This is a genomic window from Frankia sp. Hr75.2 (genome assembly GCF_949319125.1).
Taxonomy (GTDB): Bacteria; Actinomycetota; Actinomycetes; order Frankiales; family Frankiaceae; genus Parafrankia; species Parafrankia soli.
This window is the reverse complement of sequence record NZ_CASGGV010000111.1, coordinates 255,156-276,601: the sequence shown is the minus strand read 5'-3', so window position 1 is coordinate 276,601 and position 21,446 is coordinate 255,156. Positions and strand designations below refer to the sequence as shown.

Sequence of the window (21,446 nt, the reverse complement as noted above, 5' to 3'; positions counted from 1 at the left end):
GGCTCGTCAAAGCGCGGTGATGACCTCGGCGAGCATCGAGCCCATCCGGCCGGCCGCCGCGGCGCCGGCGGCGAGGACCTCGGTGTGGTCCAGTGGCGCGCCGGTCATCCCGGCGGCCAGGTTCGTGACCAGCGAGAGCGCGAGCACGTCGATGCCGAGCGCCCGGGCGGCGATCGTCTCGTGCACCGTCGACATGCCGACGAGGTCGGCACCGAGCCCGCGCAGCATGCGGATCTCGGCCGGTGTCTCGAAGTGCGGGCCGGGCAGCGCCGCGTAGATCCCTTCGACCAGGCTCGGCTCCACGGTGCGGGCGAGCGCGCGCAACCGGGGCGAGTAGGCGTCGGTGAGGTCGGTGAACAGCGGGCCGACCAGCGGCGAGCGGCCGGTCAGGTTGAGGTGGTCGGCGACCAGCACCGGTTGGCCCACGTGCAGGTCGGAACGCAGCCCACCGGCCGCGTTCGTCAGGACGACGGTGCCCGCGCCGGCGGCGTGCGCGGTGCGGACGGTGTGCACGACCCGGGAGAGGTCGTGGCCCTCGTAGGCGTGCACCCGGCCGAGGAAGACCAGCAGCCGCCGCCCGCCGAGCAGGATGGAACGGGCCGTGGGCGCGTGCCCGGGAACATCCGTGGCGGGGAAGCCGCCCAGGTCGGCGAAGTCGACGTCCACGACGTCGGTGCCGAGACCGGCCAGGACGTCCGCCGCGGGCCGCCAGCCGGACCCGAGGACGATCGCGACGTCGTGCCGGTCGGCTCCGGTGCGCTCGGCCAGGCAGGCCGCCGACGCCACGGCGTCGGCGGCGCTGATGATGTCGCTGTCCGCCACCAGGCGACTGTACGACTCGTCGGCATACCACTCCCGCGTGGCCCCGGCCCGGCCCCGCCTGGCGTTTCGGGAGCACACTGGTGAGGTGTCCCTCGTCCCCTCCGTCCGGAAGCCCCCGCGGGTGCCGCTTGAGGACGGAGAGCTCATCGAGGTCGTGCTGCGCGGTCGGATGACGGACCCGGCCGGTGGCGGGCGAGTCACCGCGAAGGCCGAGCGCTTCGTCGGGCATCGCCTCGGCACGTCCCGCTGGATCATGCTGACCACGCGGCGGCTGCTGGTGGTCGCGCCCTTCCCGCGGGAGGGCGACTGGTTCGACGTCTCCTACGACCGGCGGGACGTCTCCGCCTCCCGCGGCCTGCGGCACGGCGAGGTGATCGTGGTCGAGCTGAAGACCCCCGGCGGACGACAGATCCTGCGGCTGCCGAACCGCATGCGGTCTGAGGCGGCACGCCTCATCAGGGCCCTGCGCCCGGCCGAGCCCACCCCCCGCCAGACCTGAGCGCCGCCACCACGGCCCACGCGGCGATCATCGGCAGGGCCGTCCGATAGGGTCGACAGCGACGTGACGCGGCTCCCGATCAGTCGCATCAGTCAAATCAGCTATTGGTGACATCAGCACTAGCGGTGACATCAGCAAGTGGTGACACAGGACGGATGACCATGTCGACAGCCGCCAGCACGCCCGGAACGCACAGCACCGCGATGCGTACCCACCTGTGCGGTGATCTGGGGCTCGGCAACGCCGGCCAGCGGGTGACGGTCTGCGGGTGGGTCGCGCACCGCCGCCAGCACGGCCAGTCGCTGATGTTCGTCGACCTGCGCGACCACTCGGGCCTGCTCCAGTGCGTCGTCGACGGCTCGGTCGACGCTCGTTCCGAGTACGTCCTGCGGATCACCGGCACCGTCAGCGCCCGCCCGGAGGGCACCGCGAACCCGGCCCTGGCCACCGGCGAGGTCGAACTGACGGACTGCGCCGTCGAGGTGCTCTCGGTCGCCGCACCGCCGCCGTTCCCGCTCGACGATCGGGCCGACTCCGTCGAGGAGAGCACCCGGCTCACCTACCGGTACCTCGACCTGCGCCGCGACCGGATGCAGCGCAACCTGCGCACCCGCTCGGCGGTCCTCGGCGCGCTGCGCACCGCGTTCGCCGACCGTGGGTTCGTCGAGGTGGAGACGCCGCTGCTGATGCCGTCGACGCCGGAGGGCGCGCGCGAGTTCGTCGTCCCGTCCCGGCAGTTCCCGGGCAGCTTCTACGCGCTGCCGCAGTCGCCGCAGCTTTTCAAGCAGCTGCTGATGGTCGGCGGGATGGACCGCTACTTCCAGCTCGCGCGCTGCCTGCGCGACGAGGACCTGCGCGCCGACCGGCAGTACGAGTTCACCCAGCTCGACCTGGAGATGAGCTTCGTCGGCGTCGACGACATCCTCGATGTGGTCTCCGCGGCGGTGCTCTCCGCCGCCGCCGCCGCGGCCGCGGCGGGCTCCGGGCGCGCCGTGCCCGAGATCGAGCGGCTGACCTGGCATGACGCGATGAACCGGTTCGGGGTCGACAAGCCCGACCTGCGGTTCGGGATGGAGCTCGTCGAGCTCACCGCGATCTTCGCCGACAGCGGCTTCAAGGCGTTCGCCGGCGCCCCGGCGGTCAAGGGCATCCGGGTGCCGGGCGGGTCGGCCACGCACAACCGCAAGGCGCTCGACACCCTCACCGACCGCGCCAAGAAGCTGGGCGCGAAGGGCCTGGTGTGGATGCGCGTCGCCGCCGCCGGGGGGCTGGAGTCACCGGTCGCGAAGTTCCTCTCCCCCGCGGAGCTCACCGGGATCGTCACGGCGACCGCGGCCGAGGAGGGCGACCTGCTGCTGCTCGTCGCGGACGAGTGGGAGACCACCTGCGAGGTGCTCGGCCAGCTGCGCAACGACCTCGGGCGTCCGCCCGCCGGCGCGGGCGAGCTGCGTTTCGCCTGGGTGGTCGACTTCCCCCTGTTCGTCGGCGTGGACGCGGCCACCGGGCGGCCGAAGCCGGGGCACCACCCGTTCACCCGGCCGCATCCCGACGACGTCGAGAAGATGGAGTCCGAGCCGCTGGCGGTGCGCAGCCTGGCCTACGACCTGGTGCTCAACGGGTGGGAGCTGGGCTCGGGGTCGATCCGGATCCACGAGAGCGAGCTGCAGCAGCGCGTCTTCGGGCTGCTGGGCATCTCGCCGGAGGAGGCGAAGGCCCGGTTCGGGTTCTTCCTCACCCCGTTCGGGTACGGCGCCCCGCCGCACGGTGGATTCGCGTTCGGTATCGACCGGCTTGTCGCCATCCTCGCGGGTGAGGACAACATCCGTGAGGTCATCGCCTTCCCGAAGACCCAGTCCGGGCTCGACCCGCTGACCGGCGCTCCCACGACGATCGACGAGCGGCAGCTCCGCGAGCTCGGTATCCGCGTGGTCGCCCCCGCCGTGCCCGGTCCGGCGGCGCCCACCGTTCCCGCCGCGCCCGCCCGCCCGGCATCCTGACAGCGGCCGGGTTCCCCTGTCCCCGGCGCGGCGGAGAGATCCCGGTCAGTCACGCGGAACTACTCGCCGCCACGAAAAGTCAAACTAAGATAACTCTCAGTCGGAGCAAATCCGGACACTGAGGCGCGCGTGGCCAACGACCCGTAAGGGGTGTGCCTTCGTCCCTTCGGGGGGTACGGCCGCGCGATCTGGGTAACCAGCCCGGAGAGCTCGCTGCCCGAGTTCCGGGCCCGCCCGCTGGCGGGGCCCGCTCACCCGGAGGAGCCGCGGTGCACATTCCCTTCTCGTCGTCGCCGAGTTCGAGCCTTGGGATCGAGTGGGAGCTGGAACTCGTCGACCTGCAGAGCCGGCACCTGCGTGGCGGCGCGACCGAGATCCTCGAGGACCTGCGGGCCAAGGTCGGCGAGGAGGGCGCCGCCAAGGCCAAGCACGAGCTCTTCGAGTCGACCATCGAAGTGATCACCGGGGTGTGCCAGACCGTGCCCGAGGCCACCGCCGACCTGCTCGGCACGGTCGAGGTGCTGCGGGATCTGGCCGAGCGGCGCGGCATCGGTCTGATGTGCTCCGGCACCCACCCGATCAGCGAGTACTCCACCCAGAAGATCACCGCGGACGACCGCTACGACCGCCTGGTCGGCCGGATGCAGTGGCTGGCCCGGCGGCTGCTCATCTTCGGGGTGCACGTCCACGTGGGCGTGCGCTCGCCGGAGAAGGCGATGCCCATCGTGAACGCGCTGATGTCCTACATCCCGCACTTCCTGGCGCTCTCGGCGTCCTCGCCCTACTGGCTCGGCTCGCACACGGGGCTCGCGTCGTCGCGCTCACGGGTGTTCGAGAGCCTGCCGACCGCCGGCCTGCCCTACCCGCTGCACGACTGGGCGGCGTTCGAGGGGTTCATGGAGACCCTGGTGACGGCCGGCACCATCGAGACGATCCGCGAGGTGTGGTGGGACATCCGCCCCCACCCCAACTTCGGCACCGTCGAGCTGCGCATCTGCGACGGCCTGCCGACGCTGCTCGAGGTCGGGGCGGTCGCCGCGCTCGCGCAGTGCATCGTCGACCGGATGAACACCCAGCTCGACCGCGGGTACCGGCTTCCGGCCCCGCAACGCTGGGTGGTGCAGGAGAACAAGTGGCGGGCCGCCCGCTACGGGCTCGACGCGGAGATCATGGTGGACGACCGCGGCACCGTGCGCCCGGTCCGCACCGACATCACCGACCTCGTCGAGGATCTCCTCCCCGTCGCCCGCCGGCTCGGCTGTGAAACCGAGCTCACCAACGTCGACCGGATCCTCACCGCCGGGGCGAGCTACATCCGACAGGAACTTGCCGCGCGGCGGGCCGGCGGAGACCTCACCGCTGTGGTCGATACGCTGCTTGCGGAGATGAACGCGGGGCGACCGGTCACCCACGGGTAGCCGGCCTGCCGGAGCGACAGCGGAGGGCCCGGCCCGGTAGATGACAGCGGACATGACACACAGGACCGCCGCGGCGGGCATGCCGATCACGGTGGCCTGGCTCGCGGAGCACGAGGACGAGCTGATCGCGCTGCGGCGTGACCTGCACGCCCATCCCGAGCTGGGCCGCCAGGAGCATCGCACGGCGCGCGTCCTGGAGGAACGGCTGCTGGCCGCCGGCCTGAGCCCGCAGCGGCTCCCCGACGTGCCCGGCCTGTGGTGCGACATCGGCGCGGGGGTCGACTCGGGCGGCCCGGTGGTGATGCTGCGCGCCGACATGGACGCGCTGCCACTCGCCGACGTCAAGGACGTCCCGTACCGGTCGACGGTGCCGGGCGTCGCCCACGCCTGCGGGCACGACGTGCACACCACCGTGGCCCTCGGCGCCGGTCTGGCGCTCGCCGAGCACGCCCGGACGCACCCGTTGCCGGGTACCGTGCGGCTGCTCTTCCAGCCGGCGGAGGAGACCATGCCCGGCGGCGCGCTCGACGTGATCGACGCCGGCGTGCTCAAGCCGGTGACCTCGGCGATCACCGTGCACTGCGACCCCGCCCTCGACGTGGGCACCATCGGGCTGCGCTCCGGCCCGATCACCTCGGCCGCCGACGCGGTGGAGATCACCCTGGCCGGGCCGGGCGGGCACACCTCACGGCCGCAGAACACCGTCGACCTGGTGTACGCCCTCGCCCGACTGGCCGTGGACCTGCCGGCCGCGCTGTCCCGGCGGGTCGACCCGCGCTCCGCGCTCTCGCTGGTCTGGGGCCAGATCCAGTCGGGCACCGTCACGAACGCCATCCCGCGCACCGGCAAGCTGCGCGGGACGATCCGCACGCTGTCCCGGGAGACCTGGGAGGCGGCGCCGGAGCTGGTCGAACGCCTCGCCGAACAGCTCGTCGCCCCGTACGGGGCGCAGATCGCCGTCGACTACGTGCGCGGCGTCCCGCCGGTGGTCAACCACGCGGACGTCGTCGACGCGTTCGGCGCGGTGGTCGACGCGGTGTTCGGGCACGGGGCGGCCACCTCGGTCGCCCAGTCGCTGGGCGGCGAGGATTTCGGCTGGTATCTCACCCACGTGCCCGGCGGCCTGGCCCGGCTGGGCACCCGGACACCGGGCGGCCCCACCTACGACCTGCACCAGGGCAGTTTCGACGTCGACGAGCGCGCGGTCGGCGTCGGTGTGAGGTTCCTCTCCGCCGCCGCCTGTGAGCTGCTCGACCGCTCGGCCGACCCGGTGGGCCCGGACGACCTGGCCTAGGCCAGGTCGTCCGGTGCTGCCCGGCCGGGCAGGCCGGGCAGGCCCGGATCAGGCGATCGGACGTCCACGGAGCTCGGTGACGTACTCGGAGGGGGCGCCGGCCTTCTCGGCCGCGTCCGCGATCATGTCGAGGTAGTTGCGCGACGGCAGCCCGCCCTCGTAGGTGTTCAGCACGTACGTCCAGGCCAGGCTCTCGCCGTCCAGGGTCGAGACCCGCACCCGGATGCGGGTGTAGAGGCCGGTGTCGGCGCCCTCCCAGATGTCGAGCCGCTCCAGGTCGTAGCGGTCGAGGTCGTACAGCAGGACGTACACGTGGGCGCCGGGCGCCTCGACGATGGTCGCCAGCGCTCCGTCCCAGCCGACGTTCTCACCGCCGAAGGTCAGGCGCCAGCCCCTGATCCACCCGGTGCCGATCACCGGGGAGTGCGGCGTGCGCTGCTTCATGTGCGCCGGATCGAGGTTGCTCGCGTAGGCGGCGTACTTCGTCATCGTCGGGGTCTCTTCCGATCTCCCCCGCCCGGTGCGAGAGCGCGGGGGTGGCTTCCACGCCGGGTGCGGCCACCGGCGTCACGGGGATGGACCGACGTCACGGGGGGCGTCCGACGTCGGTGGAAGATACTACGGAGGCCGCCGCACCGGGACGAGAGGGACGCCGGAAGAGGGGCAAACTAGGGAAGTACGACGAGCTCTGGAGGATCCCACGTGACGCGCATCGTCATCCTTGGCGGCGGACCCGGCGGCTACGAGGCGGCCCTGGTCGCCGCGTCCCTCGGCGCGACCGTGACCGTGATCGACTCAGACGGCATCGGCGGGGCGTGCGTCCTGACCGACTGCGTGCCGTCGAAGACCCTCATCGCGACATCGGAGACGATGACGAACTTCGCGATGGCGCCGGCGCTGGGGGTGCGCCCACATGGCGACCCCTCGGCCGAGGTCGGCAGCTGGGAGCTGACCGGCCTGCCCCACCTCACTCCACCGGACGTGGTCACGGTCGACCCCGAGCAGGTCAACGAACGGGTGCGGGCGCTGGCCCGGGCCCAGTCCGCCGACATCGAGCGCCGCCTGGAGCGGGAGCGGGTCGAGGTGGTGCACGGCACCGGACGCCTGGTCGGCCCGCACGCGGTCGAGACGTCCGACGGCGAGACGTTCGTCGGCGACATCGTCCTGGTCGCCACCGGGGCGTCGCCGCGGGAGATCTCCGGCTGCGAGCCGGACGGCGAACGCATCCTCACCTGGCGCCACCTGTACGACCTCAAGGAGATCCCCGAGCACCTGGTCGTGGTCGGTTCCGGCGTCACCGGCGCCGAGTTCGCCAGCGCCTACCGGGCGCTCGGCGCCGAGGTGACACTTGTCTCCTCACGCGAGCGGGTGCTGCCCGGCGAGGACCCGGACGCGGCCCGGGTGATCGAGGACGTCTTCGTCCGCCGCGGCATCGAGGTGCTCAACCGCTCCCGGGCCGCCGCGGCGCGCCGGATCGGTGACGGCGTCCTCGTCGAGCTCACCGACGGCCGGACGGTGACGGGCAGCCACGCACTGATGGCGGTGGGTTCGGTGCCGCGGACGAAGGGCCTCGGTCTCACCGAGGTCGGCGTCCGGCTCGGCTCCGGCGGCCACGTCGTCGTCGACCGCATGTCCCGGACGTCGGTTCCCGGCGTGTACGCGGCCGGCGACTGCACCGGCGTGCTCCCGCTGGCGTCCGTCGCCGCGATGCAGGGCCGGATCGCGATGTGGCACGCCCTCGGCGAGGCGGTGACCCCGCTGCGCCTGGGCACCGTGTCGTCGAACATCTTCACCGAGCCCGAGATCGCCACCGTCGGGGTGACCCAGCGGATGAAGGACTCCGGCGCGATCGCCGCCGAGGTCACCACAGTGCCACTGATGCGCAATCCTCGAGCGAAGATGATGGGGATAGCGGATGGCTTCGTGAAGTTGTTCTGCCGGCCCGGAAGTGGCAGCGTCCTGGGTGGCGTCATCGTTGCTCCGCGTGCAAGTGAACTGATCCTCTCAATTTCACTCGCGGTGGAGAACGGTCTGACCGTCGACCAGATCGCGCACACCTTCTCGATCTATCCCTCCTTGTCCGGTTCCATCACTGAGGCGGCCCGTGTCCTGCGGCCGCGCGACCTGTTCGCCGGCTTCGACACCCCCGCCTGAACAGGCCTGTCACTCCGACCCAGGCCGGATAATGGGCCCATGAAAGGCGTCTTCGTCGGCCTGACGACGCTTGATTCGGTCTACCTCGTGGATCGGCTTCCAGGTGCCGACGAGAAGTGTGTGGCGCGGGATTTCGCCATGAATGCGGGCGGGCCCGCGACGAACGCCGCGGTGACGTTCGCCTACCTCGGCGGGCGGGCCTGCCTCGTGAGCGCCATCGGCACGTCCCCGGCCGCGGCGCTCGTGCACGCGGATCTCGCGCGCTACGGGGTCCGACACATCGAGCTGGTGCCGGAGCAGTCCGGCGACGGTGCAGCCGGTCCCTACGGAGCCCTCGCCGCGCAGGGAGTGGCCGGTCCCGCCGGCCAGCACGGCCCGCCCGGCAAGCCCACCGGACTGCGCTCCGGCGGCACCCGCTCCGGCTACGGCCCGGCGGGACCGCTCACCGGATACCCGCACGTGCGCGGCCGGGGCGGGCCCGGCCTGCCCGGCGGCGCGGCCCACAGCCCCGCCGGGGCGGTCAAGCCGGCCGGCCACGTGCACGGCCCGGTCGGCGGCGCCCACGGCGGCGGGCACGGTGGGCACGGCAACGGACCCGGCGGTGGCCACGGTGGGCCTGGCGGTCACGGTGCGATCGGCGGTCACGGCGGAATCAGCGGCCATGGCGGGATCGCCGGCCACGGGGTGGCCGGCGGGGCCGGGCTCGGTGGAGCCGGCGTCCTCGGCGGGATGGCCGGCCTGGCCGGTGCCGTCCAGACCGGGCCGAACACGGCGGCCGCCGGCCACCTGGCCGGCCAGTCGGCGATGTCCTACGCCCTCCCGATGTCAGCGGTCATGGTGACCTCGCAGACCGGCGAGCGTGCGGTGACCTCGACGCACGGCATGGTCCCCCGGTGCACCGCGAACACCTCCGCCGCGGCCGCGGTCGCCGACGCCGACGTGGTCGTGCTCGACGGCCACCAGGTCGACGCCGCCATCGGCCTGCTCCGCACGCTGCGCGGCTCAGGCCCGCCGGTCCTCCTCGACGGCGGAAGCTGGAAGCCCGGCACCGAGCAGATCCTGCCGTTCGTCGACGTCGTGATCTGCTCGACCGCGTTCCGCCCCCCGGGCTTCGACCCCGGCGCGGACATCCTCGGCCTGCTGCTGCGCTACGGGCCGTTCTTCGTCGCCGTCACGGACGGCCCCGGGCCCATCCGCTGGGCCACGGCGGAACGGCGCGGCCACGTGCTGCCCCCGGTGGTGGCCGCCCGAGACACCCTGGGCGCCGGTGACGTCTTCCACGGCGCCTTCGCCTGGATGATGGCCCACGGCGCGCTCGCGACCGACGAGCTGGTCGGAGCCCTCGGCGAGGCCTCACGGGTCGCCGCCCGCTCCGTCCAGACCTTCGGCCCCCGCAGCTGGATGACCTGACCCCGGCGGGCCGCCGGGGATGCGGTCAGCCCGCAGGCACGGTCAGCCCGGCGGGCTGGGCGGCGGGCTCGACGGCCGCGTCCCGCGCCGCGCAGCCGGCGAGGTGGTCGTTCACCAGCCCGCACGCCTGCATGAGCGCATACGCGGTGGTCGGGCCGACGAAGACGAAGCCGTGCCCCCGCAGCGCCTTCGCCAGCGCCCTGGACTCGGCGGTCACCGCCGGGACGTCGGCGAGCCGGGCCGGGGCCGGGCGGGGCGGCGGCGCGAACGACCAGACCAACTCCTCCAGCGGCTCGGTCAGGGCGAGCACCGCGCGGGCGTTCGCGATCGTCGCCTCGATCTTGCGCCGGTTGCGGACGATGCCGGCGTCCAGGAGAAGTGCCTCGACCGTGCCCGCGCCGAACGCGGCGACGGCGGCCGGATCGAACCCCGCGAACGCCGCCCGGAACGCCGGACGCTTGCGCAGGATCGTCAGCCACGACAGCCCGGACTGGAACGCCTCCAGCGTCATCCGCTCGAACAGGCCGACAGTGTCCCGAACGGGCCGGCCCCACTCTGTGTCGTGGTACTCGACGTACAGCGGCGTCGACAGCCCCCAGGGACACCGCGACCGCCCGTCCACCCCGGCTGCCAGGTCGGACAACCCGGTCACGGGACGAGCCCCTCGAAGCCGGGCTTGATGACCTCGTTGATCAGTGCGAGACGCTGGTCGAATGGGAGGAAGGCGGACTTCATCGCGTTCACGGTCAGCCAGCGGATGTCGGACCAGCCGTAGCCGAACGTCTCGACCAGGGTCGCGAACTCGCTGGACAGCGTCACCCCGCTCATCAGCCGGTTGTCGGTGTTCACCGTGACCCGGAAGTGCAGCCTGCGCAGCAGACCGATCGGATGGCGCTCGATGCTCGGCGCCGCCCCGGTGTGCACGTTCGACGACGGGCACATCTCCAGCGGGACACGGACATCGCGCACGTAGTCGGCCAGATCCCCGAGGGTGGCGTTTCCGTCCGGGTCGACCGTGATGTCGTCGACGATGCGCACGCCGTGCCCCAGCCGGTCGGCGTTGCACCACTGCAGCGCCTCCCAGATCGACGGCAGCCCGAACGCCTCACCCGCGTGGATCGTGAAGTGCCCGTTCGCCCGCTGGATGTACTGGAACGCGTCCAGGTGGCGGGTCGGCGGGTTGCCCGCCTCCGCCCCCGCGATGTCGAACCCGACCACCCCGGCCTCCCGCCACCGGACGGCCAGCTCCGCGATCTCCAGCGAGCGGGCCTGGTGGCGCATGGCGGTCACCAGCGCGCGCACATGCAGGCCGGTTCCCGCCGAGCCGGCGCGGAAGCCGTCCAACGCGGCCTCGACCACCTCGTCGAGCGACATGCCCTGCTCGACGTGGAGTTCCGGGGCGAACCGGACCTCCGCGTAGACGACCCCGTCGGCGGCCAGATCCTCGGCGCACTCGCGGGCCACCCGGGCCACGGCCTCGGGCGTCTGCATGACGCCCACCGTGTGGCTGAACGTCTCCAGGTACCGCACGAGCGACCCGGTGTGCGCACCTCCACGGAACCAGGTACCGAGCTTGTCGACATCGGTCGTCGGCAGCCTGGTGTACCCGGTGGCGTCAGCCAGCTCGACGATGGTCGCGGGCCGCAGGCCACCATCAAGATGATCGTGCAGCAGGACCTTGGGAACCCGGCGGATCGCAGCCTCAGTGATCTTCTCGCTGGCCTGGCCAGCAGGGATGTCCACGCTCACCTCCCTGACGGTAGGCCACCCCACCGACAGTTCGCCGTCCGCCACATGACGACGAGCAGACACCGCGCCCCAATCCACCCCACCCGCACCACCCGCACCACCCGCACCACCCGCACCACCTGCCCCCCGTACCCCCATGCACCGCACCCCGCACCCCGGCACACCGCAACCCACAGCCCGGCACACCGTCGCCCGCGCATCCCAGCGCACCGCGGTTCACCAGCCACCCAGCAGATTCACAAATAACCCAAATAGAAACAATCCACACACACCAAAATGGTGTGTGGCGGGTGAGTGAGTCTATGGACTCACTCACCCGCCACACTTCGGGCGACTCGAGCCGGTGGGGGCGGGGCGACGGAAAACCAGAGGGTTGAAAGCCGGCGGATGGCGGGACGTTTTCTGGCAAGCAAGACAGCTGGCGGTCCTGGGCCAGAGGTCGGGCTCGGTGCGCGGGGCAGTCGCGCGGATCAGCGGCGCGGGGCGCGGATCAGCAGCGCGGGGCGGGGCGCGGGTCAGCGGATGTGGTCGAGGACCAGTGGGGTGGGAGCGGGCGGTTCGTCGGTGACCGAGACGGCGTCCGCGAGTGCGGCGAGTGCCCGGGGGAAGGTCGCCTCGTCGTCGGAGTAGAGCTCGATCAGGGGGGCGCCGGCCTGGACCTGCTCCCCCACCGTCGCATGCCACCGCAGTCCCGCCGCCGCCGAGACGGGATCTTCCTTCCGCGCGCGCCCCGCGCCCAGGCGCCAGGCGGCGATGCCCAGGGCACGGGCGTCGAGGCGGCTCAGGTAGCCGTCCGCCGGAGCGGGGACGGTGCGGGTGAACGTGGCGCTCGGCAGTGGGGCGTCCGGGTCGCCGCCCTGGGCGGCGACCATCGCGCGCCACACGTCGTATGCCGCTCCGGAGGCCAGGACCTCCGCCGGATCCGGCCCGGCACCGGAACCACCGCTGAGGCCGACGATGTCCAGCATCACGCGGGCGAGGGCGACGGTGACCTCGACGAGGTCCGGCGGGCCCGCCCCGCGCAGGGTCTCGACCGCCTCGGTCACCTCGGGGCCGTTGCCCGCGGTGCGGCCCAGCGGGGTGTCCATCGCGGTGAGCAGGGCCTCGGTGCGCACCCCGGCGCGGGTGCCCAGGCCGACCATCGTCCGCGCGAGCTCGCGGGCGTCGGCGAGTGAGGTCATGAAGGCGCCGGTGCCGACCTTGACGTCCAGGACCAGCGCGGACGTCCCCTCGGCGATCTTCTTGCTCATGATCGAGGAGGCGATCAGCGGGATGGACTCGACCGTGCCGGTGACGTCGCGCAGGGCGTACAGCCTGCGGTCCGCGGGAGCCAGGCCGGGGCCGGCGGCGCAGATGACGGCGCCGACGTCCGCCAGCACGGCACGCATGGTGTCCGGGTCGAGATCCGCGCGCCAGCCGGGGATGGCCTCCATCTTGTCGAGCGTCCCGCCGGTGTGCCCGAGCCCCCGGCCGGACAGCTGCGGGACGGCCGCTCCGCACGCGGCCACCAGCGGGGCGAGGACCAGCGAGACCTTGTCCCCGACCCCGCCGGTGGAATGCTTGTCGACCGTCGGGCGGGTCAGGCCGGACAGGTCCAGCCGTTCGCCGCTGGCGATCATCGCCGCCGTCCAGTGATCCAGCTCGTCGGGGGCCATGCCGCGCCAGACCACGGCCATCAGGTAGGCGGACATCTGCTCGTCGGCGACCCGGCCGTGGGTGTAGGCGTCGATGAGCCAGGCGACCGCGTCCGCCGGCAGCGCCGCCCCGTCGCGCTTGGCCCGGATGAGGTCGACGACGTCGTGGGACGCGGCAGGACCGCCGTGACCGCTGCCGGGGGCATCAGCGCTCATGCTCCGCGCTCCGCCGCAGGTGCCCGCTCCGCCGCGGGCGGCAGGTCCGCCGGGCCGAAGGCGCCGGGCAGGAGCTCGCCCAGGGTACGGATTCCGTCCGCGGTCGCCAGTTCGAGCTCGGGACCTCCGTGCTCGTGGAGAAGCTGGCGGCAGCGACCGCACGGCGCGAGCGGCACGCCCGTGCCGTCCACACAGGCGAAGGCGACCAGCCGGCCACCACCGCTGGCCCGCAGCGCCGAGACAAGACCACATTCAGCGCACAGTGTGAGCCCGTAGGAGGCGTTCTCCACGTTGCAGCCGACGACGACCCGACCGTCGTCGACCATCGCCGCCGCGCCGACCCGCAGGCCGGAGTAGGGCGCGTAGGCGTGCCGCGCCACCCGCACCGCCTCGCCGCGCAGGTGCTCCCAGCCGCTGTCGTCCACGTTCCCTCCCGGACGGTTCGCCTTCCCTCCAGGCTGCCTGCCCGGATGCGCCACGTCGCTACCCAGCGGCACCGAGTCACACCGAGCCCACGGACCAGGTCCACACGGCCCGTCGGCACCGGCCCCGACCAGCATGCCCCACTGCCGGTGAGCCGACCGGATGTGATCCCATGGAATCGTCAACGCTGAGCGGAGAGGACAACCGATGTCAGGCGAGCGCCGGGGCGATCGCGGTCCAGCCGGTCCACGAGCTCTCGTCGGGCGTCGGTACCGGCTCGACGGGGTGATCGGTCAGGGCGGCTTCGGTGTCGTGCACCGGGCCACCGACGAGCTGCTCGGCCGGCAGGTCGCCGTCAAGGAGGTCCGGCTCCCCACCGACGGCAGCGAGGGGGAGCGGGAGCTCGCGCGGGAGCGGGTGCTGCGGGAGGCGCGCGCCGCCGGCCGGCTGCATCATCCCGGCGCGGTCGCGGTCCTGGACGTCATCGCCGAGGGCGACCTGCCCTGGATCGTCATGGAATTCGTCGACGGGCGGTCCCTGTCGGCGATCATCGAGGAGCGCGGGCGGCTCGGGGTCGGCGAGGTCTGCCGCATCGGCATCAGCCTCGCCTACGCGCTGGAGGCCGCCCACCGCCTGGGCATCGTGCACCGTGACGTGAAGCCGAGCAACGTCCTGGTGACAGCGGACGAACGCGCCCGGCTCACCGACTTCGGGATCGCCGTCAGCCATGGCGACCCTCGACTGACCAGCACCGGGATGGTTCTCGGCTCCCCGGCCTACCTGGCACCCGAGCGGGCCCGCGGCGACGCCGGAACGGCCGCCAGCGACCGGTGGGGGCTGGGCGCCACGCTGTTCACCAGCGTCGAGGGGGTCTCCCCGTTCCCCGGGAACGACCCGATCTCCATTCTCGCCGCGGTGGTGCAGAGCCGGCGCCGGCCGTTCCGCGCCGCCGGGCGGCTCGCACCCGTGATCGACGATCTCATGGCCACCCACCAGGCACGCCGGCCGAGTCTGGCGACGGTGCGCTCGCGGCTGCGCGACATCCTCGAACGCGGCGGGGACACCCGGCCCTCCCGGGCCCGCAGCCGACCATCCCGGCCCGCGGTAACGGCGATCACTCCGACGTCGGGCACACCCGCGGCCCCCACACCCGTCGCCCCCGGGCCTCCGACGGCCCCGATCCCGGCCGGGTTCGCGGCGGACGGCGGTGACACGTTCACCGCGGGCGGAGCATCCACGGGCGGCGCATCCCCGGCCGACCAGGACACCGTGGTCAGCCAGTATGCCGGGCCCGACGAGACCACCGTCCTCGGCGAGTCCGTCCTCGGCGGACCGGCGACCGCCGGCGCGCGCGCCGGTGAGACGCACAACGCCATGGCGGAGGACGACGAAACGTCCGACGACCACTCGTCCCCGGAGGACGGCGGCGCGGACCTGACCGCGCTGCTCACGGGCACGACGACGGCACCGGCCGGCGGCGCACCCGCCGGCCCACCGCCAGCCGCCCCGGGGCTGGCCGGCACCGTGCTGATGAACGCGGCGCCCAGCGAGGCACCGCCGGACGACACCGTGCCCGGCGACCCACTGTCGGACGACACCCTGCCCGGCGAGACACCATCAGACGACACCCTGCCCGGCGCCCTGCCCGGCGAGGCGCCGCCGAATGACACCGTGCCCGGCGGGGTGCTGGCGGACGACACCGTGCTGGCCGAGGCATCGCCGGACGGAACCGTGCTGACCCGGACGTCGCCGGCGAGCACGGGCAACACCCGGGCCGACGCGGACAATGACACCCGCACCGACATCGGTACAGACAGCGCGGCGGTCATCGCCGCGGAGGAGGCCGGCTCCCCGACACCGGACTCGGCGGCCGTCGAACCCACGGCGAGCCGGGTCGGGGCAGGCGACCCGGCGACGAGCGACGCACGGCCGGCGGGAACGGCGAGACAGTCGGGAACGGCTGGTGCGCACCCGCGGTTGACCCGTCGGCTGGAGCGGCTCCGGGCGATGGAGCGGCGGCGGGGCGCGACGGTTGAGCGTTCCCGGGGCGCTGAGCGGCTGCGACCGGTCGACCGCATGCGGGCACTCGGCGGCATCCCGGCGCGGGCGCGGACATCCCAGGACTCGTTGGATCCGATGACCGGCGGCCTGCCGATACCCGGCGCCGGTGCGGCATCGGCCGCGACGGGAACGGTGCCGGACCCGGCCGGTTCCGCGGGCACCGAACCGGCCGCCACCACGGCCATCGGGACAGCCAAGGCCACCGGGACAGCCGGGACGAGGAGTACGCCCGACGCCACGGGAACGCCCGGCACCGCCGCGGAACCGACGTCCGCTGTGGGGCGCCGGTACTCGGCGGCCGCGGCGTTGTTCTCCCGGCCGGGCAGGTCCACGGCCTCCGGCGATTCCGGTCCGGGGATCTCCGCGGGTCCGCCGAGCGCACCCCGCGCCGCCGCCCCTCCGCGACAGGAGCCGGAGCAGGAGCCGCCGACGAGTGGGCAGAACCTGTTCCGCCCGCCCTCCGAACGCCAGCCGGAGGAGCGGCGGCACCCGGGTGGGGTGCTGGGACGTCCGGACGGGGCGAGCGCCGTTACGCACAGCCGCGGACGTCGCCTGACTGTGATCCTCGTCGCGTCCGTCGTCGTGATCGCGCTTGCGGTCGTCGCCGCCGTCCTGGTGTTCGGCGGGGGTGACGACGGTGCGGAGCCGGCCGGCGCCGGGCCGCGCCCGACCGTCCAGGCTGACCAGGAAGCCGCGGCAGTCCAGGCTGGAGACCTGGTCGCGTCGAATTCGGAGCCGGTCACGGCGCCTCCGGGCTGGGTCTCCTACGTCGATCCGACGGGCTGGTCGATTGCCTACCCGTCGCGCTGGCAGCGGCGGCCCGGACCCGGGGGCGAGGGGAATACGGACTTCGTGGATCCGGCTACTGGTACGTTCTTGCGCATCGGGAGCATCGCGAGTGCGAACACCTCCGCCATTGAGGACTGGCGCACGAACGAAATCAGCTTCCGGGATCGAGTGCGGGACTACCGGCGGGTACGGATCGAACCAGGTGACGGGGCGGACGGCGCGACACAGGCCGACTGGGAGTTCACCTACGCCTCCGGTGGGGGGACGGTGCATGTGCTCAACCGTGGCGCGGTGCGAAACGGGCATGGATACGCTCTGTACTGGTACACGGCCGAGGAGCTGTGGGAGGCGGATCAGCCGCTCATGCGACAGCTCTTCGCGACCTTCAGGCCGGCCTCATGAGGAGCCTCAGGGCCGGTTGCCGGCCTGACGGGTCCGGCGGCCGACGGGGTTGCGTCCGGTCCAGTCAATTCGTCTGTCAGACTTGACTCGATGGCCAGATCGGCGAGCGTGCCCCCCGACACCTCTCGGCACGGCACACCCCGCTACGTAGCGCAGCGCTACCGCCTCGACACACCTATCGGGCGCGGTGGCGCTGGCGTTGTGTGGTGCGGCGAGGACGAGCTGCTCCAGCGGCCAGTCGCAATCAAGGAAATCCTCGTGCCGATGGCGGGCGCGCAGGCGGAACGGGACGCCATCCGGGCCCGGGTGCTGCGCGAGGCGCGTGCGCTGGCCCGGCTGCACAGCCCGGCCATCGTCTCGGTCTTCGACGTCGTCGAGGAGCACGAGCGGCACTGGATCGTCATGGAGCTCGTCGACGCGGACAGCCTCGGCGACACCATCAAGAACCACGGCCCGTTGCCGTTCGACCAGGTCGCCGCGATCGGGCTGGCACTGGCCGACGCCCTCGCCGCCGCCCACTCGGCCGGGGTGCTGCACCGCGACGTGAAGCCGGGCAACGTCCTGCTCGGCCGGGACAACCGGGTCCGCCTCACCGACTTCGGCATCGCCGCGACCGAGGGCGACGTCACCCTGACCGGGACGGGCGCGCTCGTCGGCTCGCCGGCCTACATCGCCCCGGAGCGGGTGCGCGGCTCCTCGGGCACGCCCGCGAGCGACCTGTGGGGCCTCGGCGCGACGCTCTACTCGGCGGTCGAGGGCTGCCCGCCTTTCGAGGGCCCGGAGACCTACGCGGTGCTGAGCGCCGTGGTGGAGGGCCGGCGGCGGCCGTTCCGGCTCGCCGGGCCGCTGCGCGGCCTGCTCACCGACCTGCTCGACCGTCCCGCCGAGCTGCGCCCGGACGTCGACGAGATCCGCCGCCGGCTGACCCCCATCGCGCGCAACGCCACGCCCGTCCCGGCGGTCGTCACGAATCCGCGCAGCCGCCAGTCCGAACCCGCTGCGGACGAACCGTCATCGGACGACGGCCTGGAGAACCTGGCCCCGTCGTCGCTGCCGCCGACCGACCGCCAGCCGGCGCCGAGCGGCGACATCGGGGTGACCGACCGGCTGATGCCGGGCCGGGAGATGACGCCCCTGCCGCCGCGGGCGGACCTGTCGACCCCGAGCGACGATCTGACGGCCGTCGGGCACGCGCCGGTGACCGGGCCGGGTGTGGCGAGCACTGGCCCGCACGACGACATCACCCAGATCGGCGCGCTCGCCGCGGCCGTCGACATGTTCGACCAGGACGACGCCAACATGGCCGCCGGCCTGCTCTCGCTGGACCGGGACGGCGAACGCGCCGGTCGCGGGGGCGGTGTCTCGCACCGGGCACCGGCCGCGGGGCGCGGCGACCACCGCGGCGACGCCCCCCGCGGATCGGCCCGCAAGGGTCGGCCGCCGACGATCGCGATCGTCGCCGGCGCGGCGGTGGCGATGCTGGCGGGTCTCGCTGTCGCGCTCACCCTGCTGTTCACCGGCAACGGGGGCGACTCCGACGGCACCAGCGCGGAGGGCACGTCTCCCTCGCCGTCGTTCGCCCCGCGGACACCGGACCCGCTGCCGACCACCGACGTGGTCGTCACCGAGCCGGTTCAGACGCCGGACCGGCCGGCCTACACGCCCCGGGCACGGCGGACGACCACTCCGACGCCTCCGCCCCCGCCGGCGGAGACCGATCCGCCCGAGACGACTCCCACGGCGGGGCCGACAACACCACCGGTGACCACCGCGCCGGCGTCGTCGGCACCCGCGACCACACCGCCGACGGAGGTCTCGCCGACCGGCGCTGGGCCCACGCCCACCCAGGTCGTCCCCACGCCCCCCGGCGGCGGCGCCTGATCACGGCCGGCACCGGCCGCCCGGTCAGGTAGGTCAGTCGACGGTCCGCAAACCGGCCGGTGACCGCCGGCCGGTGACCGCTGCCGCCGTGGTGCGGTTCGGGCGTTGTTCGCTTCGGGTGCGGAGTCGGGCCGTCGGGATGCGCCCTGACGACGCGATTCGGGTCCGTGCATGTCCGATTCGCTTGACATGCGCCGCGGAACATCACAACATAGGTAAGCCTCACTTAAGCGTCCGACGGTCATGTCGCGAGCGGGCTTCCGCTCGGCCCGCGTGAACCCCGAAGCACGAGGAGTCCGCTGATCGGAAAGGCTCGGCCACCGCGCCGCTTTCCGGCCGGCGGCACCGTCGCCGCGCGAGGGCCGGGCTCCGGTATTCCAGGGGCGGTCGCCCGCCAGCCCGCCGACGGGTCGGATTCCACGCGAGCCGGCGGCGCGGCGTATCCGGGGAAACCGGCGGCCGACACCTGACGTCACCGGCGAATCCCGCGACATCCCCGCCCTTGACCTGCCCGGTTTCGAGAGCGCGACCGGCCGATCGGCGCATCCACCATGAAGCAGTGTTCCAGAGAAATCACCGCACGAAGCGCCGATCAGAGGAGAAGCATCGACATGCGCGTTGTAATGTTCGGATATCAGACCTGGGGACATCGAACACTGCAGGCGCTGCTCGACTCCGACAATGACGTCACTCTCGTCGTCACGCACGAAAAGGGCGAAGGCGATTACGAGAAGATCTGGGACGACTCGGTCGCCGATCTCGCCACCGAGGCCGGCGTGCCGGTGGCGATCCGGAACCGCCCCGATGACGAGGATCTGATGTCGCTGCTCAAGGCGGCCGACCCCGACGTCATCGTCGCCACGAACTGGCGCACCTGGATTCCGCCGCAGATTTTCAACCTGCCCCGGCTGGGAACGCTGAACATCCACGACTCGCTGCTGCCGGCCTATGCCGGGTTCGCGCCGCTGATCTGGGCGCTCATCAACGGCGAGCCTGAGGTGGGCGTGACCGCGCACATGATGACCGACGTCCTCGACGCCGGTGACGTCGTCCTGCAGCGGCGGGTGCGGGTCGGCCCGCGCGACACGACGGCCGACCTGTTCCACCGCACCCTGGCCCTGTTCGGCCCGATGGCTGTGGAGGGCCTGGATCTGATGGCGTCCGGGCGCACCGAGTGGGCGAAGCAGGACCGCTCGAAGGCGAGCTTCTTCCACAAGCGGTCGCCCGTGGACAGCCTCATCGACTGGACCTGGACGGCCGAGGAGCTCGACCGGCTCGTCCGCGCCCAGTGCGACCCGTACCCCAACGCCTACACGTACCGCAACGGCGAGCGGCTGCGGATCGTCTCCGCGGAGGTGTCGAAGGGCATCTACGGCGGCACTCCCGGACGGATCTTCATCCGGGAGGGTGACGGGGTCGTCATCGTGGCCGGCGCCGAGGCGCGGCGCGGCCGCAGCCACGGGCTGCTGGTCCGGACGGTCCGCACCGACGACGGGCGCGAGCTGCCGGCGACGGAGTACTTCACCACGATGGGCGGTTACCTTACCCGGCAGCCGTAGCGGCCGGGGCTCGCCGCCGCCGCCGACGGCACCGGCACCGCTGCTGACGCTGGCGGCGACGACGATCGGCGACGAGCCGGGTGACGCGCGGCGTGCGCGCGTCACCCGGCTCGCCCGGACGTGATCCCGACTGGTCAGCCCGCCGCCGCGACCTTGGCCAGGGTGGGCTTGAGCTGCTCGAGCTGCCAGGGGATGTTCAGGATGGTCGGGTTGTTGACCACCCCCGCCGTGAAGGCGTCGACCTCCTGCGCCCGGCCGTCCACGACCGCCGGGATCCTCGTGTACAGCTCGTTGGCCTTCATCTCGGTGCGCAGCTCGTCGGTCGCGAAGCCGATCATCATGAAGTCGGCGTCGAGCTCACCGATCTTCTCCATGCTCAGCGCGCGGTCGACGACGCTCGCGGTGACCCGCGGCGACAGCTTCATCCCGAGCTGGCCGTAGAGCTGGATGGAGATCGTCTCCGGGTCGTCGATCACGGCGAGCCCGTTGGACTCGTAGTAGTAGCTGTAGCTGAACGTCTTGCCCGCCAGCCCGGGCAGTTCCGCGGCCGTGTCGGAGACGATCTTCTCGGTGGCTTCGATCGCCTTCGCGACGTCGGCCTCACGGCCAACCGCCTTCCCGATCACCGTGCTCACGTCCTGCCAGGTCGAGATACCGGCGTCGGTCTCGTAGGCGACGGTCGGCGCGATCTCGCTGAGGCGGTCGTAGTAGTCCGCCAGCCCGTAGAAGTTCGTCGCGAGGATCAGGTCGGGATCGAGTGCGGCGATCTGCTCGAGGTTGAGGTCGCCGCTGGTGTCGAGCGCCGTGCTGTCCGCGAGGTCGATCCTGCCCTCGAGCCAGGGGAAGTCCCCGTCCGGCTTGTAGGGGTTCTGACCGTAGGCGATCGGCGTGATTCCGAGCGCCGCGAGCGTGTCCTCCTCGTAGCTCAGCGCGATGATTTTCTTCGGTTCCGCGGGAATGGTCGTCGATCCGAGCGCGTGCTTGATCGTGACCGGGAACCCGGCCGCCGCCGCGGTGCCCCCCTCCTGGGACGCACCCCCGTCGTCATCGCTGCCGCAGGCCACGATTCCGACCATGACGGCCGCCGCGACGCATATCGCCGCGAGCGATTTTCTTATACCCCGCACCACAACATCAA

16 protein-coding genes are annotated in these 21,446 nt (G+C 72.7%); 9 read left to right on the top strand and 7 right to left on the bottom strand.

Going from position 1 to position 21,446, the window contains the following annotated elements:
* Nucleotides 1-6 precede the first annotated feature (6 nt).
* Complete coding sequence (locus AC559T_RS10955) at nt 7-822, bottom strand: purine-nucleoside phosphorylase (protein ID WP_112105617.1); 816 nt, start codon at nt 820-822, stop codon at nt 7-9.
* A gap of 85 nt (nt 823-907) precedes the next feature.
* Between AC559T_RS10955 and AC559T_RS10950 the strand changes: the two genes are divergently transcribed.
* The 4 genes from AC559T_RS10950 to AC559T_RS10935 all read left to right on the top strand — a co-directional run bounded on the left by AC559T_RS10950 (nt 908) and on the right by AC559T_RS10935 (nt 6,030).
* A complete protein-coding gene (locus AC559T_RS10950; RefSeq protein WP_041256640.1) occupies nt 908-1,321 on the top strand; it encodes a hypothetical protein in 414 nt (137 codons plus the stop codon).
* A 161-nt stretch (nt 1,322-1,482) separates the two neighbouring features.
* Nucleotides 1,483-3,318 (top strand): aspartate--tRNA ligase, encoded by a 1,836-nt coding sequence (gene aspS / locus AC559T_RS10945; protein WP_498868641.1) that lies wholly within the window; start codon nt 1,483-1,485, stop codon nt 3,316-3,318.
* Between the two features lie 269 nt (nt 3,319-3,587).
* Nucleotides 3,588-4,736 carry a glutamate--cysteine ligase gene (locus AC559T_RS10940; RefSeq protein WP_498868618.1) on the top strand — a complete coding sequence of 383 codons (1,149 nt, stop codon included), beginning with the start codon at nt 3,588-3,590 and terminating at the stop codon, nt 4,734-4,736.
* 52 nt (nt 4,737-4,788) lie between these two features.
* Nucleotides 4,789-6,030, top strand: coding sequence for an amidohydrolase (locus AC559T_RS10935; protein WP_498868617.1), 1,242 nt, complete (start codon nt 4,789-4,791; stop codon nt 6,028-6,030).
* Nucleotides 6,031-6,078: 48 nt separating this feature from the next.
* Here the strand turns inward: AC559T_RS10935 and AC559T_RS10930 are convergent, their stop codons facing one another.
* The gene (locus AC559T_RS10930; protein WP_020463372.1) at nt 6,079-6,519 is read right to left on the bottom strand and encodes a gamma-glutamylcyclotransferase family protein; all 441 of its coding nucleotides are present in this window, start codon (nt 6,517-6,519) and stop codon (nt 6,079-6,081) included.
* A 213-nt stretch (nt 6,520-6,732) separates the two neighbouring features.
* Between AC559T_RS10930 and AC559T_RS10925 the strand changes: the two genes are divergently transcribed.
* Together AC559T_RS10925 and AC559T_RS10920 are read left to right on the top strand one after the other, a co-directional pair.
* Nucleotides 6,733-8,184: an NAD(P)H-quinone dehydrogenase gene (locus AC559T_RS10925; RefSeq protein WP_112105614.1), complete on the top strand. Its 1,452-nt coding sequence runs from the start codon at nt 6,733-6,735 to the stop codon at nt 8,182-8,184.
* 39 nt (nt 8,185-8,223) lie between these two features.
* Complete coding sequence (locus AC559T_RS10920; RefSeq protein WP_498868616.1) at nt 8,224-9,594, top strand: PfkB family carbohydrate kinase; 1,371 nt, start codon at nt 8,224-8,226, stop codon at nt 9,592-9,594.
* A gap of 25 nt (nt 9,595-9,619) precedes the next feature.
* Here the strand turns inward: AC559T_RS10920 and AC559T_RS10915 are convergent, their stop codons facing one another.
* From AC559T_RS10915 to AC559T_RS10900, 4 genes are all read right to left on the bottom strand, one after another.
* Entirely contained in the window at nt 9,620-10,246 is a 627-nt protein-coding gene (locus AC559T_RS10915) for a DNA-3-methyladenine glycosylase I (protein ID WP_498868615.1), read from the bottom strand.
* Nucleotides 10,243-11,337: an adenosine deaminase gene (locus tag AC559T_RS10910; RefSeq protein WP_020463376.1), complete on the bottom strand. Its 1,095-nt coding sequence runs from the start codon at nt 11,335-11,337 to the stop codon at nt 10,243-10,245. Before AC559T_RS10910 ends, AC559T_RS10915 begins: the two co-directional genes overlap by 4 nt.
* 521 nt (nt 11,338-11,858) lie before the next feature.
* The gene (locus AC559T_RS10905; protein WP_498868614.1) at nt 11,859-13,193 is read right to left on the bottom strand and encodes a thymidine phosphorylase; all 1,335 of its coding nucleotides are present in this window, start codon (nt 13,191-13,193) and stop codon (nt 11,859-11,861) included.
* Nucleotides 13,190-13,618, bottom strand: a complete 429-nt coding sequence (locus AC559T_RS10900; protein WP_112108679.1) for a cytidine deaminase — start codon at nt 13,616-13,618, stop codon at nt 13,190-13,192. The genes AC559T_RS10905 and AC559T_RS10900 overlap by 4 nt, the downstream gene beginning before the upstream one ends.
* Nucleotides 13,619-13,823: 205 nt before the next feature.
* On the opposite strand from AC559T_RS10900, the gene AC559T_RS10895 reads away from it, so the two are divergent.
* From AC559T_RS10895 to AC559T_RS10885, 3 genes are all read left to right on the top strand, one after another.
* Nucleotides 13,824-16,868, top strand: a complete 3,045-nt coding sequence (locus tag AC559T_RS10895; RefSeq protein WP_498868613.1) for a serine/threonine-protein kinase — start codon at nt 13,824-13,826, stop codon at nt 16,866-16,868.
* Between the two features lie 90 nt (nt 16,869-16,958).
* Nucleotides 16,959-18,749, top strand: coding sequence for a serine/threonine-protein kinase (locus tag AC559T_RS10890; RefSeq protein ID WP_498868612.1), 1,791 nt, complete (start codon nt 16,959-16,961; stop codon nt 18,747-18,749).
* 611 nt (nt 18,750-19,360) lie between these two features.
* Nucleotides 19,361-20,308, top strand: coding sequence for a methionyl-tRNA formyltransferase (locus AC559T_RS10885; protein ID WP_498868611.1), 948 nt, complete (start codon nt 19,361-19,363; stop codon nt 20,306-20,308).
* A 134-nt stretch (nt 20,309-20,442) separates the two neighbouring features.
* Here the strand turns inward: AC559T_RS10885 and AC559T_RS10880 are convergent, their stop codons facing one another.
* Nucleotides 20,443-21,384, bottom strand: coding sequence for an iron-siderophore ABC transporter substrate-binding protein (locus tag AC559T_RS10880; RefSeq protein WP_498868610.1), 942 nt, complete (start codon nt 21,382-21,384; stop codon nt 20,443-20,445).
* Nucleotides 21,385-21,446: the final 62 nt, after the last annotated feature.